The organism is Candidatus Obscuribacterales bacterium, from assembly GCA_019744775.1.
In the GTDB taxonomy this organism is placed as follows: domain Bacteria; phylum Cyanobacteriota; class Vampirovibrionia; order Obscuribacterales; family Obscuribacteraceae; genus SBAT01.
The window spans coordinates 137,014-155,841 of record JAIETZ010000004.1 but is presented as its reverse complement, the minus strand read 5'-3'; the positions used below and the strand labels follow the sequence as shown (position 1 = coordinate 155,841).

The 18,828-nt window shown below is 45.6% G+C and carries 16 protein-coding genes and 1 tRNA gene; 9 read left to right on the top strand and 8 right to left on the bottom strand.

The features are described from left to right. Positions 1-100: 100 nt before the first annotated feature. Positions 101-174 (bottom strand) — tRNA-Pro (locus K2Y22_10335). Positions 175-232: 58 nt separating this feature from the next. Further along, the gene (locus K2Y22_10330; GenBank protein ID MBX9878842.1) at positions 233-2,074 is read right to left on the bottom strand and encodes an SH3 domain-containing protein; all 1,842 of its coding nucleotides are present in this window, start codon (positions 2,072-2,074) and stop codon (positions 233-235) included. A 130-nt stretch (positions 2,075-2,204) separates the two neighbouring features. Between K2Y22_10330 and K2Y22_10325 the strand changes: the two genes are divergently transcribed. Beyond that, entirely contained in the window at positions 2,205-2,888 is a 684-nt protein-coding gene (locus K2Y22_10325; GenBank protein MBX9878841.1) for a class II aldolase/adducin family protein, read from the top strand. 13 nt (positions 2,889-2,901) lie between these two features. After that, positions 2,902-3,537: a histidine phosphatase family protein gene (locus K2Y22_10320; GenBank protein ID MBX9878840.1), complete on the top strand. Its 636-nt coding sequence runs from the start codon at positions 2,902-2,904 to the stop codon at positions 3,535-3,537. A gap of 8 nt (positions 3,538-3,545) precedes the next feature. Here K2Y22_10320 and K2Y22_10315 read toward each other — a convergent pair whose 3' ends face one another. Further along, positions 3,546-3,950, bottom strand: a complete 405-nt coding sequence (locus K2Y22_10315) for a hypothetical protein (GenBank protein ID MBX9878839.1) — start codon at positions 3,948-3,950, stop codon at positions 3,546-3,548. Between the two features lie 143 nt (positions 3,951-4,093). On the opposite strand from K2Y22_10315, the gene K2Y22_10310 reads away from it, so the two are divergent. Then, positions 4,094-6,829 (top strand): cation-translocating P-type ATPase, encoded by a 2,736-nt coding sequence (locus K2Y22_10310; protein ID MBX9878838.1) that lies wholly within the window; start codon positions 4,094-4,096, stop codon positions 6,827-6,829. A gap of 48 nt (positions 6,830-6,877) precedes the next feature. Further along, positions 6,878-7,165: a muconolactone Delta-isomerase family protein gene (locus K2Y22_10305; GenBank protein ID MBX9878837.1), complete on the top strand. Its 288-nt coding sequence runs from the start codon at positions 6,878-6,880 to the stop codon at positions 7,163-7,165. A 10-nt stretch (positions 7,166-7,175) separates the two neighbouring features. On the opposite strand, the gene hypE is transcribed toward K2Y22_10305, so the two are convergent. The 5 genes from hypE to hypF form a co-directional block, all read right to left on the bottom strand. Then, positions 7,176-8,135, bottom strand: coding sequence for a hydrogenase expression/formation protein HypE (gene hypE, locus K2Y22_10300; GenBank protein MBX9878836.1), 960 nt, complete (start codon positions 8,133-8,135; stop codon positions 7,176-7,178). An 82-nt stretch (positions 8,136-8,217) separates the two neighbouring features. Beyond that, complete coding sequence (locus K2Y22_10295) at positions 8,218-8,823, bottom strand: SIS domain-containing protein (protein ID MBX9878835.1); 606 nt, start codon at positions 8,821-8,823, stop codon at positions 8,218-8,220. A gap of 12 nt (positions 8,824-8,835) precedes the next feature. After that, positions 8,836-9,933 carry a hydrogenase formation protein HypD gene (gene hypD / locus K2Y22_10290; protein MBX9878834.1) on the bottom strand — a complete coding sequence of 366 codons (1,098 nt, stop codon included), beginning with the start codon at positions 9,931-9,933 and terminating at the stop codon, positions 8,836-8,838. Then, a complete protein-coding gene (locus K2Y22_10285) occupies positions 9,930-10,166 on the bottom strand; it encodes a HypC/HybG/HupF family hydrogenase formation chaperone (protein MBX9878833.1) in 237 nt (78 codons plus the stop codon). Before K2Y22_10285 ends, hypD begins: the two co-directional genes overlap by 4 nt. After that, a complete protein-coding gene (hypF, locus tag K2Y22_10280; protein ID MBX9878832.1) occupies positions 10,166-12,520 on the bottom strand; it encodes a carbamoyltransferase HypF in 2,355 nt (784 codons plus the stop codon). The genes K2Y22_10285 and hypF overlap by 1 nt, the downstream gene beginning before the upstream one ends. Positions 12,521-12,624: 104 nt before the next feature. Between hypF and K2Y22_10275 the strand changes: the two genes are divergently transcribed. The 5 genes from K2Y22_10275 to mgtA all read left to right on the top strand — a co-directional run bounded on the left by K2Y22_10275 (position 12,625) and on the right by mgtA (position 18,818). Next, entirely contained in the window at positions 12,625-13,962 is a 1,338-nt protein-coding gene (locus K2Y22_10275; GenBank protein MBX9878831.1) for a hypothetical protein, read from the top strand. A 136-nt stretch (positions 13,963-14,098) separates the two neighbouring features. Then, complete coding sequence (locus tag K2Y22_10270) at positions 14,099-14,323, top strand: rubredoxin (protein MBX9878830.1); 225 nt, start codon at positions 14,099-14,101, stop codon at positions 14,321-14,323. Next, entirely contained in the window at positions 14,320-15,006 is a 687-nt protein-coding gene (locus K2Y22_10265) for a hypothetical protein (GenBank protein MBX9878829.1), read from the top strand. Before K2Y22_10270 ends, K2Y22_10265 begins: the two co-directional genes overlap by 4 nt. A 14-nt stretch (positions 15,007-15,020) precedes the next feature. Next, the gene (locus K2Y22_10260) at positions 15,021-16,379 is read left to right on the top strand and encodes an erythromycin esterase family protein (protein ID MBX9878828.1); all 1,359 of its coding nucleotides are present in this window, start codon (positions 15,021-15,023) and stop codon (positions 16,377-16,379) included. Positions 16,380-16,388: 9 nt separating this feature from the next. Further along, positions 16,389-18,818 (top strand): magnesium-translocating P-type ATPase, encoded by a 2,430-nt coding sequence (gene mgtA / locus K2Y22_10255; protein ID MBX9878827.1) that lies wholly within the window; start codon positions 16,389-16,391, stop codon positions 18,816-18,818. Positions 18,819-18,828: the final 10 nt, after the last annotated feature.

The following is an 18,828-nucleotide window of genomic DNA, read 5'->3' as shown; positions in this document are numbered from 1 at the left end:
AAGCACATACGCAAATGAGTACATAGTGCGTACAAAGCGAAAAGACAGGCCGTAATTTTGGATATTGTCAGAAGCTCGAAAGCCGCACTAGTACTAAATTTCGGGACGACAGGATTTGAACCTGCGACCTATTGCTCCCAAAGCAACCGCGCTACCAAGCTGCGCCACGTCCCGATAAGTTTGTAATTGTACGACCTCTTAAATATATCATGTAGTTATCAAGTGCGAATTGTTACGGAACAAACTGCGGAGTATCAATATTGACGTTTACCGCGTCCTTGTTGATATAGCCGGTTTTTCCATTGGGGAATTGCACTCTATATTTGTCATTTTTCATGCCGCCTAAGACGATTACTCTGTCGCCGGCTTGTGGCTTAACAGTTGGTTTCTTCTTATGGTCGACCACAGTTGTGCCTTTGGTGATTGTGGCCGTTGTGTACGCTTCCGGCTTTTGATAGTCGACTAGTCCACCGTAGACGTAGCCTACCTTGCCGTTATGACGCACTTTATACCAGCCGCCGGCTTTGCCGACTATCTCTATCTGGGTGCCTTTCCCTACTTCGGCTACTGGCTTGGCGTCAGTGCCCGGAGCTGTGCGTATGTTGACGGTTGAGGCGGATATCGAGCTGGATATGTACGCAGATTCGCTTGCCATAGGTATTTCAACTGGAGCGGCAACTACTTTTGGCTCTGGCTTTAGTGACGCAATAGGCTTGATGCTATTGAGGTCACGCTTTCTGTCGCGCCTAGTTTCAATTACCGGTTTCGGCTCAGGCTTTTTGGCAACGACTGGAGTCGGTGTTGTTTTCTTTGTTACAACAACTGGAGCCGGCTGAGCTTTCTTTGTGACGATAACCGGAGCAGGTTGGGCTTTCTTTGTCACAATAATAGGAGCTGGTGCTACCGGCTGAATTGGTTTTTCATCAACATCATCAGCAATGGTTTCTTCTTCGTTGTCGGCTGCAGCACTAGCTATTTTGTCGCTTGCGTAGGATGCAATTGTCCAGTTGTTTTTGCTGTCGCGTGCAACATTTATTTTGAATGCGCCTGTTGGTCCGGATAATGTATATGCAATTTTCCCAGGACCAAGTGCACCCTTCTTAATTAAGAAGTTGCCGGCATTTGGTGATTTGTAATTGGCTACAAGTTCTTGTCCCTTGCCGCCTAAGAATGATTTATATGCCGGCGTCAATTCCGGATTGCGCAAGCACTCTGTCACTGCGTATAAAGGCAGCAACGGTGATGATGCAAAATCAATAGCGGATACATAATGTGCATCTTTCCACAGGAGATTTTGATGTGCTGTGGTTGTTTCTATTTTGGTGTCTTTGCTAATTACGTTATCCACTTTGCCCATGGATAAAACACAAAGATCAAGCTGAATATCGCGTCCGTTCTTTGCAAAACGAGCCGTACCTTCACCCACTACCTTTGGAATAAACTTTTCAGTCACATCAGCAATGGTGTCAGGCATCAGAGCATAAGCACGCACTTGTGGCTGATGGGCTTCTTGCCCGCCGCTATGCCCAAGAAGCACAAGCAATGGTCCGGCCGTTTCGTTCAGCAGTCTTGCATCGTCGAAAACTTCCAAGCCGTTCAACGGAAATACTTTTGTTTGTCTGTCGCCCTTCATCACGAGAAAGGAGCTTGCTTCAAGCATTGTGTCGACTTCGACGACTTTCAGTCCGCGCGGAAGTTCAACAATGTGCACTTCGAAGGCTTCTGACGGTAAAAGCTTTTGCAGCTTGTTGGTCAATTCTTTGCTCGATGAGCCGCCTATCTTTTCCAAGTAAGCAGAAATAGCTTGCTCGAATTCTTTGCGCATCGATTTTGCCTCGTTGGCGTTTCCAGGTCCGGCCATCATGCGCTTCGAGATGCGGGTTAGGTTTTGTTGCGGGTCGGTGAATTGCGGCACAATGGCTGCGCCTGCTGCCCAAATGATGCCCAGTCCGACAACGCCGGCAATGGCTATTTTGAGCTCTTTGCCTACAGGCTTTTTCTTGAAGCGATGACCGCAAGAAGTACAAGATCTGGCGGCTACGGAATTTCTTAAACTACACTCTGGACAGCGCATAGGAGACACCTAAAGAGACGCCCGGGAAAGCTGGTTTCTCGGAGTAATCAATAGATATACTAGTTTTTCAAGAGTAATTCATTACTTAACGGTAAAATTATTGTCCTGATAATGGCATGAGGACCACTTTGTGGACGAAAAAGAAGCTCGAAAAGCACTAATTAAGGTCTGTCATCTGTCCTACCAGCGCCGCTACATTTGCGGCACAGAGGGCAATTTCAGCATTCGACTGTCTGAAAATGTGGTTCTAACAACCCCTAAAGGCGCATGCAAAGGGAGAGTGTTGGAAGCCGATTTAGTGTTAACCAATATTAATGGGGAATTGTTGCCGAATTCACTCAATGGCAACCCCTCAACCGAGCTTAGGATGCACCTAACGGCTTATAAAATGCGCCCGGATATAAAGGCAGTGGTACATGCTCACCCTACTTGCGCGGTCGGTTTTACGGTCGCTGGAATGTCGCTTGATGCGCCTGTATTGCCTGAGGTGATTTGTACTGTCGGCAGTATCCCTACGGCACCATATGCGACACCGTCAACTAATGAAGTCTCGCAAAGTATTGAGATGTTTGTCAAAGAATATGATGTGATGATGATGGATCACCATGGTGCTCTTTGTCTTGGCGCAGATATTTGGGATGCGTTTTACAAATTAGAGACACTCGAGCATTATGCAGAGACAATGATGGTTGCTCATTTGCTTGGTGGTGTGAAACCGCTATCAGCAGAGCAGGTGAAGAAACTAATTGCAGTTCGTAGTGTTTATGGATTAACAAAGCCATTGCCTCAAGAATTTTTGGCACGTTCAAATTAATTGGAGAATTCCCTTGGCTGAAGAAAAGGAACCACTGCACCCGGAAGAAGTAGTTACATCTGTCCTTTTGGCGCGCCACGGACATACAATACCAACCGAAGAAGGGCTCTTATACACGGATCCTGATGCGCCTTTGACCGAGCGTGGCGAGAGGCAAGCATCTGCTTTATCAGCATGGCTGTCCACGCAGAAGGTCGATGTTTTGCTTAGCAGCCCATCCAAGCGTGTTTTGACAACGGCAGAAATTGTCGGCGCTAAACTCAAGACGTCTCCTGTCATTGTTGAAGACTTGAATGAATGGAATGTCGGTAGTTGGGATGGCAAAAGCTACTGGGACATTAAGAAAAATGAGCCGGCTGCTTATGCACGCTGGTCAAAAGACCCGATTCACATAGCTCCGCCTGGGGGTGAGTCCATAGCAGGTCTCTGCCAGCGTGTAAAAGAGCAAGTTCGCGAAATTATAAGCAACCACCAAGGGAAATCCGTAACCGTTATCACCCATGCCGGAGTAATCAGGGGCGTTCTTTGTTATTCGCTAGGTATTCCTGCGGAAAATTTCTGGAGATTGAGTATTCCGACAGGCTCAATTTCCAAAGTGGATTTTAGCGAAAGCTTTGCAACAGTGCAATTTACTGCTTTTGTTCCGTAAATTTAGTTCTAGGCAAAATACTGCAAGTGCTGCAGTAAAAAGTCGAATGTTGCCGGTGCTAAATTGCCGCATTCCATTTTGCTTGGAGCTGTGTTGGGGTGAGTGATGCCGATTTCAGTTTTGAAATCACTAATGTCCTTGTTGACTTGCGCTAACACGTGCTCGACAGATTTTGCCTTTTCTTCTTCAGTCATATTTGGCTGCCGTTGATCAAAGTAGGTTCTAATTATGTTTTTTAGGATAGCCGGTGAACCGCAGTCGACGGATTTTGCATTACCATTTGGTGACGAGTCTGATTTAGTAATTAGTCCTAAGGCATATGCACCCTTAACAAGCGCTTCATTGCATCGAAGGTCTTCTTGATGTAGTAAGTTGAAGATAAGCAACCTGCCATTGGGGTATTTGAGTTTCATTGGGTAAATCTCCTTGTGTGTCCATTTTGGCAGTTGTCTAATGTCCGGATATCCATCTTAAGATTCATAATTGAATAATCATCCGAAAGGATGACGCCGGATGATTGATTGAAGATTGAGTCGAATGAAAGATACTTATATGCATGAAACGTCCAGTTAATTACTTGTTGAACGGCGAATCTTTTGGAGGCAGCAAAGTTATGGCTTTTGAGTCTCCTGTGGAAACCCGTTTAGACATCGGGTTAACAGAGTCCGAGGTGCTGGAAAGGCGAGCCAGTTGGGGATTCAATGAAATTCCGGTCAAGCCGGTGAGAGACGAGTGGTTCATTTTGCTGGCTCGGCAGTTTCGCTCAAGTGTTGTCATCCTATTAATTGTCGCGGCTTTAATTTCATACTTTTTTGCCGAATATTTGCAGTCTCTGGCAATTTTAGGTGCTGTAGCCATTAACGCCTTTGTTGGCTTTTTCACAGAACTGCGAGCGCAGATTTCGCTTAAGGCACTGACCAAACTCTCGTCTCCAACTATACGAACCAGGCGCCATGGCCAAGAGATCGATATCCCAACACGTGAGCTTGTTCCCGGAGATATCGTCCAACTTGAAGCTGGCGTACGTGTACCGGCTGATGTAAGGCTGGTTCAGACTTGTGGTATCAATGTTGATGAAGCGACACTTACAGGGGAAAGTGTTCCTGTATTTAAGTGCATATCGCACAATAACGAAGAAATCGATGACATCGTGTACCAAGGCACTCTTGTCCTGGATGGTCAGGCGTTGGCAATTGTTATTGCTACGGCGCTTAATTCACGCTTAGGTAAGTTGGGCAAGCTGCTGACGGAAGTACCGTCAAGGCAAACTCCGCTGGAGCTTGAACTTGAAGGATTGGGCAAGCAACTGTGTTGGATGATGTTAGTTCTCTGTGTTGTTTTGACTCTGGTTGGACTGTGGCATCAGGAGCCGGTTTTAATGATGGTGCAAACAAGTATTGCCCTTGCCGTAGCTGCTATTCCTGAAGGCCTGCCCGTCGTTGCCACTCTGGCGTTAGCTATAGGTACTCAGCGTATGGTGAAGAAGGCAGTTTTGGTAAGGCAATTAGCAGCCGTTGAAGCGCTTGGGTGCTGCCAAGTTATTTGTAGCGACAAGACAGGTACGCTTACTGAAAATCGTATGCAAGTTACGGAAATTTTTGCCGATGGCAGGCAATTTCATTTGTCCGGTAAAGGTTATGAACCGATAGGAAAAATTCATTGCAACGGTATTGAAGTAGATATTGAGTCAGAGGACACTCTAAGTAATTTGTTGTTTGCGGCTGCTCTCTGTAATGACGCTTTTTTGGAAAACCATGAGGGTAAGGATGAATGGCATATCCATGGTGATCCAACTGAAGGCGCTTTGCTGGTAGCTGCTGCCAAAGCAGGACTGATTCATGCCCAACTTTTATCACTATATCCGCGAATTGACGAGCTATCGTTTGACCTAACCCGCAAGCGCATGACGACAATAAATCGCAGCCCGGCTGGTCAACTAATGTCTTTGACCAAGGGTTCACCTGAATCGGTGTTGAAAATTTGCGACTCACTTTATCGTGATGGTGTACTCTGCAAAATCGACGACGCATTGCGGAATGAGCTTATGATGGCTAATCTAAAGATGGCTGAAAAGGGATTGAGAGTTCTTGCCGTTGCCAGAAAAGACTTGTCTAACATTGATTCTACTGATCTTGCTTCAGTAGAATCAAATTCGACCTTCCTCGGTTTAGTTGGCATGCAAGATAGACCAAAGTTCGGCGTTAAGGAGTCTATTGCTCTTTGCAAAGCCGCTGGTATTAAGGTACTGATGCTCACAGGCGATCAACCGCAAACGGCCCTGGCTATTGGTAAGGATTTAGGCATTGTCGAGGATGGTGATGAAGATCCCATATTAACCGGCAAGGAAATAAGTAAGTTTGAGGAAAAAGAGCTGACTTCTGCCCTAAAAGGAAAAGCGATTTTAGCGCGTGTAAGTCCGGAAGTGAAATTGTCGGTGGTTCGCGCTTTGCAAAATGACGGACTTGTGGTGGCAATGACCGGTGATGGAGTCAATGATGCGCCTGCTTTGAGGCAATCGGATATTGGGGTGGCTATGGGCAAAGTTGGTTCGGACCTTGCTCGTGAGGCTGCCGAAATTGTAATCACCGACGACAACTTCAGCTCAATCGTAAAGGCAATTGAGCAAGGACGAGTTATTTATGCCAATATCCAAAACGCCATTGCCTATTTGCTTACTGCGTCTTTGGCTGCCGTAATGACTGTTACCGGTGCAGTATTATTCAATACCGGTTTGCCTCTTTTACCCCTACAATTATTGTGGTTGAATTTAATCGTGCATGTTTTCCCAGCCTTGGGAGTGGCTCTTTTGCCTTCCCACAAGTCAATTATGAAGCATAAACCAAGACAATCTGCTTCATCTGTGCTTGGGAAGGATGAGTATATACAGATATGGACTAGAGCTTTACTGGTTGCCACAGGGGTGCTTTTGGCAATTGTGATACACGCTCACTCTGCCTTTCACCTGGAAAAGATTACAACTCTTGGTTTTGCCACTTTGTCCTGTGCCTTGCTCTTTCAAGCTTGGTTATGGGCATGGTCCGGACGATCTTTCACTAAGGATAGTATATGGAAACATGTAAGACCTGCTCTTGTACTAAATATGTTGATTTCATATGCCTTGATGATTGCTGCGATTTACATCCGACCGCTCGAGAAAGTTTTAGGAACGACAAGACTGAATTTTTATGATTGGTTGATTGTGCTTTCGGCTTCATTGCTTTCCTGTTTGGCTTCCATGATTGTAATTAAGTGCATTCCTCGCGCAAAAGCGCACGAAAGAAGTTCACGATGAGAATGACTTGAAGTACAATGTCTGGCATCTTCACATTAAGGGGGCTGGATGTCTAAGTTTCTTGTGCTTTGGTCGCTCGAAACGGCATGCTTGGGTACAGAGGCGGTGAATGCTGTGTTGCGCATGCCGGCATATGCAGAAAAACTCATAGCGGACGGCAAGCTTGAGAAAAGATGGCATGTTGTCGGCCGCCATGGTGGTGCTTGGATTTATAGCGTCGAGAGTAATGAGGAGCTAGACAGATTATTAGCCATGGCTCCTGTCTATAATTTCGCCAAATATGAGATTTTGGCGCTTGCGGAAATGATTAGCCCGGACACGATAGCAGCTAATTAGAAATGAACTTTTAGCAGATGCGAGGTAATTGCTCGCCGGATAATTTATCCAGTATCCGTTTGCCGCCAACAGCTGACTTGAGAACCACCACACCCTTGTGGTCTTCAACAACAACTCCAGCAATGTGAGCATTGTTTCCCAGCGGATCTTTGCGCATTACTTGCAAGATTGTTTCGGCATCCTCAAAAGCTACTATTGCAAGAAACCTACCTTCGCAAGCTACATATAAGGGATCTAGTCCTAAAAGTTCGCAGGCTGCTTTTGCTTGTGGATGGATGGGAATATGCTTTTCGTCAAGCACAATGCCCACGCCTGACGACTGAGCAAGCTCGTTGACGGCGCTTGCTAATCCGCCGCGTGTCAGATCACGTAAACAGTGCACCTTATCGGAAGCTTCAAGTACTTTTTGAACTAAATTATTGAGCGGAGCGCTATCACTTAAAAGCTCAGTTTCTAACTCGAGACCACCACGTGCACACATAACTGCCATACCATGTTGGGCTAAGTCGCCGCTGATAATTATTACATCGCCGGCACAAGCAGCATTCGCCGAAGGAACTTTGTCGCCGACTATTCCTATTCCGGTTGTGGTGATGAATATCTGATCGGCAGCCCCACGGTTGACGACTTTTGTGTCGGCGGCGATTAGCATAATGCCGGATTTCTCCGTTGCTTCGTGAAAAGACCGTATTACTTTCTCCAGGATATTAAGCGGCAGACCTTCTTCTAATATGAATGATGCGGACAAGTACAGTGGTTTAGCTCCGCGCATGCAGAGATCATTGACGGTCCCATGTACAGCAAGTGAACCAATATCACCACCAGGAAAAAAGATAGGGTTTACAACGTATGCATCGGTAGTGACCGCTATTCGAGAGCCGCCTTCAACGATGGCGGCGTCTTCGAGCTCATCTAGTATTGGATTACCCAAAATAGGCAGGAATAAACTACTGGTCAAGGAGGCGCTCATCTTACCGCCTGAGCCGTGTCCGAGGCGGATAGTGCCGGAACTATCCAGTGGCAGTCGGCAATTAATAGAGGTACTTACAGACTCAGACAATGTCTTGTTCTCCCATTGTTAAATGAATGGCATCCCACAACACATGCAATAAAACGGTATGACTTTCCTGGATGCGGTGAATGCTAAAACTTGGCACGGTAAGTACGTGATCGGCCAATTGGCTTACTCTGCCTCCATCCTTACCGGAAAAAGCAATAGTCATTAAGCCACAAGATTTGGCGGTTTTTAGACCGGCAACTAAGTTGGAAGACATACCGCTTGTTGTAATTACCAGCACCATATCTTCCGGTTTAGCCAATTGAATTAACTGATGAGAAAAAATGCGGGAAAAGTCTTCATCGTTGGCGATGGCGGTAATTAAACTATGACCCTGATTGAGAGAAAGACAAGGAAGAGGCTTGCGTTTTTCAAAAATGGGATGCATGAATTCCACCATGAGATGCTCGGCATCACATGAACTGCCACCATTACCCATTACAAAAAGTCGGCCGCCTTTTTCAAAGCGCTCTGCCATTAAATGAGCCAATTCGGCAATTTTGTTTTGATTGGCTTCAAAAAAACCAGTAATTACTTTAGTGCTTTCCTCGGCCTTGCGCCTAATTGCTGAAGCTATGTTAGGTTGAGTAGCTGTGGTCATTGAATTAACTCCTTATTTGGTCTGACCGATGCGACCATATTTATAGTAAGCGGCACAAGTTCCCTCGCTTGAAACCATAGTTGCGCCAAGCGGTGTTTCCGGAGTGCACATGTTGGCAAATGCCGGGCACTCATGCGGTTTTTTTAAGCCACGCAAGATTTGCCCGCTAATACAGATGGCAGGCTCTTCGGCGGAAATTGTCTCTAGCTGAAAAATACGTTCTGCATCAAAATCGGCATAGTCATAACTTAATTTATAGCCACTTTTAGGGATTGAGCCCAGTCCGCGCCACATTCGATCGCTTACATCAAACACTTCTTCGACGACCGTGCGCGCAACTTTGTTTCCCTCCTTCTCGACTGCACGCGCATATTGATTCTCGACTTTGTATTCTCCAGCTTCCAATTGCAGTACGCAGCGAAGAATTCCTTCTAAGAGATCCGTTGGCTCAAATCCTGTTATTACAATGGGGATTTTGTAGTGATTACTAATTGCCTCGTACTGTTTCCAGCCCATTACCGAGCAGACATGTCCAGGTCCTAAAAATGCCTGCACGCGGTTGTCGACTGACTGCAATATGGAAGTAATTACTGGTGGCACAGTTACATGTGAAGTCAAAATAGAGAAATTGCCAAGCCCGAGTGTTTTGGCTTGACGGACGGACATGGCATTGGCGGGGGCGGTTGTCTCGAATCCAACGGCGAAGAAAACAACTTGTTTGTCAGGATTGTTTTTGGCAATTGCTAGACAATCTAGTGGTGAATAGACAATGCGAACATCAAATCCTTGCGCTTTCACACCTAGTAGGTCATTTTGCGACCCGGGAACTCGCAGCATGTCTCCAAACGAACAGAAAATTACATCTTGTCTGGATGCAATCGCCACTGCTTTGTCAATTAATTCAAGGGGAGTAACGCAGACAGGGCAACCTGGTCCATGTAGTAGCTCAATTGTTTCCGGTAGCAAATCTTCTAAACCATATTGCAAAATCGAATGTGTTTGTCCGCCGCATACTTCCATAATTGTCCAATTATGTTTGGTAGCTTTATGAATTCGTTGCGATAGCTGTTCAGCCAGGGTTGAATCTCTATATTCATCGAGGTATTTCATATTTCGTCCAGTTCACCGATGTCCTTGAGCACCTTAAGGGTGCTTTGCGCTTCTTGCTCGTTAATTACGCTCAGGGCAAAGCCAACATGCACCAGAACATAATCGCCTGCTTTGGCGTGAGGAACATAAGCAAGACACGTGGCGCGCTTGACGCCTCCGAAATTTACTTTAGCCATATTTATATTGTCTTGCACATAAATGCTTTCAATTAATCCTGGTATAGCCAGACACATTAGCTTATCTCCATGCAAATTGAATTGATTTGTGAGGCGGCCACAACCGCCTGTCCCAAGCTTAGTCCACCGTCATTAGCCGGCACTTGTCCGTGTCTAAAGATTTCAAAATCCAAACCCTGCAAGATTTTGTTGGAAAGATCTATGAGTAACCTATTTTGGAATACACCTCCGGATAAACAGATCTGATTAATATCAGATGTGTTTCTTATAGCTGAGCAGGTATCGCCTATGAGTTTGGCTACTGTAAGGTGAAACCGATAGGAGATTTCGGACGTACTTGCACCGGAGAGTTGATCGGTAATTAGCTGCGGCAGTAGCTCATCTGTGTCAATCAAGTATGGAGAACTATCGGTTATTAATAAGTAGCGATACGGAACTATATTTTGTAAAGAAGTCCCACTTGAAAGAAAGTCCTGCCCGTATTTTTCCAGCTCAATAGCTGCTTGTCCTTCAAAGCTTGCGTTATGCCGAATGTTGAGTACGGCAGATGCTGCATCAAATAGTCTGCCCATGCTGGATGTTAAGGGCGAATTTATATTCTTTTTAATTTGACTCTGTGCAAAATGAACTGCTTGTTCTCCATGCTTTTGCCGGCAGATATTTAGAAATGTGCTTGCAGTCTCTGATTGGGTATTGAGGTAGGACAAAGCCATCCTCCAAGGATGGCGAATGGCTAGATTGCCTCCGGGCATTTGTTTTGGTTGAAGATGAGCGGCGCGCTTAAAATCGCTGAGGCTGCAAATGAGAAATTCACCACCCCAGAAGGTGCTGTCGGTGCCATAACCCAGACCATCGAAGGCAACTCCAATTACCGGATCAACCAAATTATTTTCCACCATGCAGCTTACTATATGTGCATGGTGATGCTGAACTTGTATGAGTGGAATCTCCAGTGCTTGATGAAGCTCGGCTGCATAGTTAGTCGAGAGATAATCAGGATGCATATCTGATGCAATGATTTCCGGCGTAAACTCGAAGAGGTCCTTCATGCGCGCAAGAGCAGTTTGCATGTGTTCCAGCGTTTCGAGATTTTCTAAATCCCCGATATGCTGGCTCAAGTATGCACGGGAATCTTTGTAGAGACAAAATGTGTTTTTTAAATGCGCACCAACTGCCAATATTTGTTTTTCAGTTTTAAAAGGCAGTGTAATTGCCTTTGGTGCAAATCCTCTTGAGCGCCGGACAAGTGCCGTCTTGCCTTCTACGACAGCGGCAACTGAATCGTCATATCGAGAAAGAATGCTGCGATTGTGTAACAGGAAACCATCGACAATAGAGGACAATGTTTCAAGAGCGTCATTATTATCAATTGCAATTGGCTCGTCTGAAATATTGCCGCTTGTGCAAACAAGAGGACGTTTGAGCGATTGTATGAGCAAGTGATGAACTGGCGTATAAGGAAGCATGACGCCGAGATAAGCATTGCCGGGATTCAGATTTGTCAGCGACGAATCTTTTAATTTCAGTAAAAGAACAATCGGTCTTTCAGGACTGGTCAGAAGTTTTAATTCACTGCTGTTTAGATGGCAATGTTTTTGGACCATTTCAACATCAGCCATCATTACGGCAAAGGGCTTTTCTGAACGTCGTTTGCGTTGGCGTAATATCTTAACTGCGTCATTATCGTGTGCATCGCAAAGGATATGAAAACCACCTAGTCCTTTGACAGCCAGAATTCCTGAATTGGATAAAAGCCGGCAAGCGTGAGTAAGCGCTTCTCCGGCGTAAACTTCTGTGCCCACTTGTCCTGTCTGTTGAAAGATAAGCCTAGGTCCGCACTTTGCACAAGCATTCGGTTGAGCATGAAATCGTCTGTCTTTTGGATCTTCGTATTCCCGAAGGCATGATTCACACATCTCAAAATGGGACATTGTTGTGTGGGGACGATCATAGGGTAAGCGTTCGATTATCGTAAAGCGCGGGCCGCAATTGGTGCAATTGATAAAAGGATACTGATAGCGCCTGTTGGTTGAGTCAAATAGTTCCTCCAGGCAATCATCACAGGTAGCCATGTCCGGTGAGATAGCTTTCTGAGTGGTTTTTTCTAGACCGGATTTGTTGATTTCGAACTCCGGCGCACAATCAAGCACCGGAATATTCACCGCTTGGATATCTTCAATAACCGACATGGGCGGATTTAGTCGGCTTAGCTTACGCAAAAACAGGTCAATCTTGGCAGCCGATCCCTGGACTTCGATGTCGACAAGTCCACCAACATTTCGTACAAAGCCTTTGAGTTCATGTTGGCAAGCAAGATTGTAAACAAAAGGACGAAAGCCTACACCCTGGACAATGCCTGAGACTGAGATGCGCTTGCGTATGTCTTGATTTGTTTGAGTGACTGTTGTCATTTACCGGCAATTGTAGGGTTTGCCTAAGGACATTTATTGTTCACTTCCAGTAAACTTTTGTCTTGAATTTCTTGTTATGGCGCGAAATTTTTAAGGACGGAAAAATGGCAATTGAAGTAAACGCAGCTAAGACAGATTGGCAAGACCTATATAAGAGCAGGCTGACCAGCTTGGAAGACGCCGTAAAAAAGGTTAGTTCAGGCAATAGCGTTTATATTCACTCGAATGCTGCTGCTCCGTTAGGACTCATTAATGCAATGGTGGCACGGGCGGACGAGCTAAGTAATGTGGAAATTTATCATTTGCTCACTCTTGGTCAAGCAGATTACTCATTGCCCAAATATGCCAAGTCCTTTAAGGTACATGCGCTTTTCATTGGTCCTAATGTTAGAGGAGCAGTAAATGCAGGCATAGCCGACTATACGCCTGTATTTCTCTCTGAAATTCCGGCGCTCTTTCTCACAAAAGCGCTCCCGGTAGATGTTTGCCTTTTGCAAGTTTCGCCGCCGGATAGCCATGGCTATGTGAGCTATGGCGTGTCTGTTGATTGCACGATCGCTGCTCGCAAGAGCGCCAAAGTAGTGATTGCAGAAGTCAACAAACAAATGCCCAGAACTCTGGGCAGATCATTTTTGCACATAAGTCGAATTGACCACATTGTGGAAGTTGACCGACCATTGCCTGAACTTTCTGTTGAACCAACTACTGAGGTAGAAGAAAGCATAGGCAAATTTGTGGCTTCTCTAGTCGATGATGAAGCCACCTTGCAGCTGGGAATAGGAGCTATTCCCAATGCTGTTCTTAAGTACTTGCATGGCAAGAAAAATCTCGGCGTGCACAGTGAAATGGTATCTGATGGCATACTTGATCTATTGGATGCAGGTGTAATTACAAATGATGCCAAAACGGTTTTGCCTGGAAAAACAGCGGTATCGTTCGCTATGGGAACCAAGCGTCTGTACGATTACCTGGATAATAATCCGTCCGTGGAATTTCAAACTAGCGATTATATAAATGATCCATTCATCATTGCTAAGAACAGTAAAATGACCTCGATCAATTCGGCGCTTCAGGTTGATTTGACTGGACAAGTAAGTGCCGATTCCATTGGTACGAATCTATACTCCGGATTTGGCGGGCAAGTAGATTTTGTTCGCGGTGCGGCTCGCTCCAAAGGAGGTAAGGCTATTATTGCTTTACCATCGACAGCTAAAAATGGATCTGTATCTAGGATTACTATGTATTTAACCAAGGGAAGCGGTGTCGTTACTTCACGGGCAGATGTCCATTACATAGTCACGGAATTTGGTGTTGCAGAACTTCATGGCAAAAACCTTCGCGATAGAGCTAAAGCATTAATAGCTATCGCTCATCCAGAGCATCGTGAGGCATTGAAAAAGGAAGCTTCTCAGCTAAGCTGGTTGAACGGTTCCCTGATTTAATGTTTTGATGGAATTTGTTGCTTTGGAATGGCCTCATTCGTAAGAATGAGGTTCAATCATCCTGTCTGGTCATGCAAAGACAGTGCAAATCTTACAAAATGGGTATAGGAGTGTACTCGTTTAATGGGAGTGATATATGAATAATCAAAGATTGGTTGAATATGATTCCTTCCTTTGCGATTGTTGTCGGGCATACGGGTACAACGAGCTATTTGGCGATGCACAGCTTAATATTCCAGCCAAAACTCATGTAGCTGATTTGCCGGAAAACTGGCGTTGTCCTGTTTGTGATGCCGACCGAACCAATTTGAGAGCTTCCACAATGGTGGATGGATTCAGCTATGAGGGCAAAAAGATATGATATTTATAGATCGAAAGCAGGCAGGGCAGCAATTGGCGGTTAAACTCCAACACTTTCTTGAAACACAGGGTTTACTTGATAGCGATAATTTAGTGATCGTTGGTCTACCCAGAGGTGGTGTGCCGGTGGCCGTAGAAATTGCTCGTCTTTTCGGCACACCCGTGGAAGTGATGGTTTCTAAAAAGCTTCCATATCCTAACCAGCCGGAGTGTGCCATTGGTGCCGTTTCGTCGGATGGAATTGTGGTTTTAAATCCATCAGTACCGCGGACTGAGCAATGGAATGTTTACATAGAAGAACAAAGGCGACAGTTGCTAAGTAAAACAAGACTAATCGAAAGCGAGTTTTATGCCCTTGCTGAGCGTAAACCGGCAACTTTTGAAGGAAAGACGGTTATTTTAGTCGATGACGGTATTGCTACCGGTATGACGGCATTGGCTGCTGTTCAAACAGCTCGTACGCGTGGCGCCCAAAAGGTGATTTTAGCAACTCCGGTGATCAGTCAGGAAAGCTATAGTGAATTATCTATGTGCTGTACTGTTATTGCCGTCAGTGTACCGCGTGAATTTCAGGCGGTGGGTTTGCACTATGCCAATTTTACGCAAACCACTAATGATGAAGTGGTCATGGCACTGAAAGAAAGTGCTCAATTTAAATCAAACAATCATTTGGCTAAACGCTAATTCTGGAGGTGTTTATGGTTCAGACAATGCGCGGGCATTTTGCTCCGGATAAGCACTTGAGTCATTTAATTAGAGAAAAGGCTGTTCCATTCACGGGGGAAAAGCAGAATTTTGACTCCTTAATGGAACTAATTGGCGATCGCTCCTTTGTACTTATTGGTGAAGCCTCTCATGGCACGCACGAATTTTACAAAACACGCATAGATTTGACAAAGAGACTTATTGAGGAGCGCGGCTTCAATGCCGTCGCGGTCGAAGCTGATTGGCCTGATGCCTGGATGGTTAATCGTTTTGTAAAAGATCTTGGCCAGGCGAAAACCGCCACCGAAGCCTTGTCCGGATTTCAACGTTTTCCCACTTGGTTGTGGCGCAATGCTGATGTGTTGTCGTTTGTCGAATGGCTCAAACACTTCAATCAGTCTATTGCCAAACATGACAATAAGATAGGGTTCTACGGTTTGGACTTGTATAGCTTGTACCGTTCGGCTGCTGCGGTAGTCGATTATTTGCAGACAGTTGATCCTGAAGCTGCCAAACGGGCGCGTGATCGTTATCATTGCCTATCCATCTTTGATTCCGATGAACAAGCCTATGGTTACGCTTCCTCCCTGGGATTGACTAAAGCCTGCGAGGAAAAGGTTATTGCTGAGTTGATTGACTTGCAGCACCGAGCAATCGACTATATGCAAAAGGATGGCTGTCCGGCAATGGACGAGTATTTTTTCGTTGAGCAAAATGCCAGGCTGGTCTCCAAAGCACAAAATTATTACCGTGAAATGTTTCGCGGTAGGATAAGCACTTGGAACTTGCGCGATGAGCACATGATGGAGACGTTGGTTGCTCTGGGTAACAATTTGCGCCAACACAACAAAGATATGAAGGTGGTTGTTTGGGCCCACAATTCACATTTGGGAGATGCCCGTGCTACCGAGATGTCGCAACGGGGTGAATTGAACCTTGGGCAGCTCGTGAGACAAAACTTTGGGGATAGCACGTTTTCAATCGGATTTAGTTGCTACACAGGTACCGTTACGGCTGCCTGCCAATGGGGCGGTGAAGCCGAACGCAAGATTGTACGACCAGGGCTACCGGGCAGCATCGAGGAGCTTTTCCATAGTGTCGATTTGCCGTCCTTCATATTGAACTTGAAGCAGTCAAATTTGCGCGCAGCATTCAAACAACCTCATCTGGAAAGGGCAATTGGTGTCATTTACATGCCACAGACCGAACGTCAAAGTCATTATTTTCTAACCAGGCTGTCGGATCAATTTGATGCCATCATCCATTTCCAGGAAACCCAAGCTGTTGAACCTTTAGAACGTACAGCTAAATGGGTCGCCGGCGAAGATCGGGTAGAAGAGACTATTGATTAGTCTTATCCGATGAATAAACTTGAGGAATCAGGATTAAGTAGTAACGAAGCTCAGGAGCGGCTTCGTATCTATGGACCCAATGAATTCGTCTTAGTTCATCGCCTGTCCACCTTGTTGCAAATTTGCTCATATTTTACCGATCCGTTGGTAATCATTTTGTTAATCGCAAGCGCCGTTTCGGCATTTGTCGGTGAGAGCTTCAATAGTCTAATCATTGCGACTATGGTTTTGTTGAGCGTTGCACTGAACTTCATTCAAAGTTATCGGGCACAAAAAGCAGAAGAATCGTTAAAGTCACAGATCGCGCCGAAAGCCACCGTATTGAGAGACGGGCAATGGGTAGATGTGCCGCCTCGCATGATTGTTCCAGGAGATTTCATTCAATTATCGGCGGGCGATTTAATCCCGGCGGATGCGCGTTTGATTGAGGTTCATGACCTTCATGTAAATGAGGCTGCCCTCACCGGAGAGTCCTTTCCTGTCGAAAAGCAAGTTAATGACTCAATTTTCCTTGGTAGTTCAATTGTAAGCGGAACCGCAATGGCGGTAGCAATAGCGACCGGAACCAAAACGGCCTTTGGCACAATTGCTAATCTTCTAACTGCCAAGGCTCCAGAAAGTGAATTTGAACGAGGTGCTCGTCGTTTCGGAATTTTGATCAGCAAGACGGTGTTTGTCTTGGTCTTATTTGTACTGATGTCTAACATTATGCTAGGGCGAGACTTAATTCAGTCACTTCTTTTTGCATTGGCATTGGCAGTTGGACTAACGCCGGAATTTCTGCCGATGATTATGACGGTGAGCCTGGGTCAAGGCGCAGTCCGTATGGCAAAGCAAAAGGTCATTGTTAAGCATTTACCGGCAATTCAAAATTTCGGTAGCATGGATGTACTCTGTAGCGATAAAACCGGCACCCTGACCAGTGGTCAAATGGTGCTCGAAGTATACTGCGATTTTATGGGAAATAGATCTGAGCGCACACTGCGCTTGTCCCAACTTAACAGCTTCTACCAAACCGGCACGAAAAATCCTCTGGACACAGCCATTCTAAAAGATGTGAAAAGTGATACCTTGCAATCGAGAAAGTTGGACGAAATCCCTTTTGACTTCGAACGCAAACGATTATCGGTGGTTGTCGGAATTGATAAAGAGTGCATTCTTATCGCTAAGGGTGCGCCAGAAACGATCTTGTCGTGCTGCACCCAGTGCGAAGTCACTAATGAACGCCAAGCGCTCGATGAGGACATGCTTGCACAGTGCAATGCCACCTGGACCAAGTTGAGTCGACAGGGCTATCGTGTGCTTGCTGTCGCTTATAAAGTTGTCTCGGAACAACAAAAAAGCTGGAATCGTCATGATGAGCGAGACCTTGTACTGTTGGGCTTCCTTGCTTTCCTTGATCCACCTTTACCGGAAGTAGCTAAGACTATTACCTCACTGCACAAAGATGGTATCAAGGTTAAGATACTTACAGGGGACAACGAGCACGTTACCAAGCATGTGTGCTCTAAAGTTGGTCTGAACGTTGAGCGCCTGATACATGGTGAGGAACTAGATCGTCTCACGCCTCCGGCTTTGGAGCACATAGCGGAAAAATACAATGTATTTGTACGGGTAACTCCTGCCCAGAAGCATCAGCTGATCCTTGCCTTGAAACGACGTGGTCATGTTGTTGGTTTTCTGGGTGACGGGATAAATGACTCTCCATCATTGCATGCAGCCGATGTAGGTATATCCGTGGCTAATGCCGTCGATGTGGCTAAGGATGCCGCCGAGATTATTCTTTTGCAACGCGATTTGCGTATTCTCCATCAAGGTGTCGTTGAAGGTAGAAAAGCTTGGGGCAACGTCATCAAATATTTGCTGATGGGGACAAGTTCTAATTTTGGCAACATGTTCAGTATGGCAGCAGCCTCACTGTTTTTACCCTTTCTGCCAATGCTGCCTATCCAAATTATTCTGAACAATTTTCTGTATGACTTAGCGCAAGTGACCATTCCATCGGATAACGTGGATCAAACTTACATTCGAAAGCCACATCGTTGGAATATTGGGAGTATTAAAAATTTCATGATTCGTATCGGTCCTATTAGTTCAGTCTTTGACTTCATTACATTTTTTGTTCTGCTGAAGTTCTTTCATGCGAACCAGGAATTGTTCCATACTGGCTGGTTTGTCGAGTCTCTTGCAACTCAGACTCTGGTGCTCTTTGTGATAAGAACCGCAGGTAATCCGTTTCGAAGCCGCCCAAGTAAACCTTTAAGTATAACAACACTGCTTGTCGTTGCCGTAGGCTTACTTCTGCCGTTCACAGCAGTGGCTAGACCTCTGGGTTTCACCGCATTGCCGTTGGAGTATTTGGTGTTTTTGGTAATTGCTACCGCGACATACCTGTTGGTGGTGCAATCAGTCAAGCGCCGAATTATGCGGGATATGTGAACTGGGACTT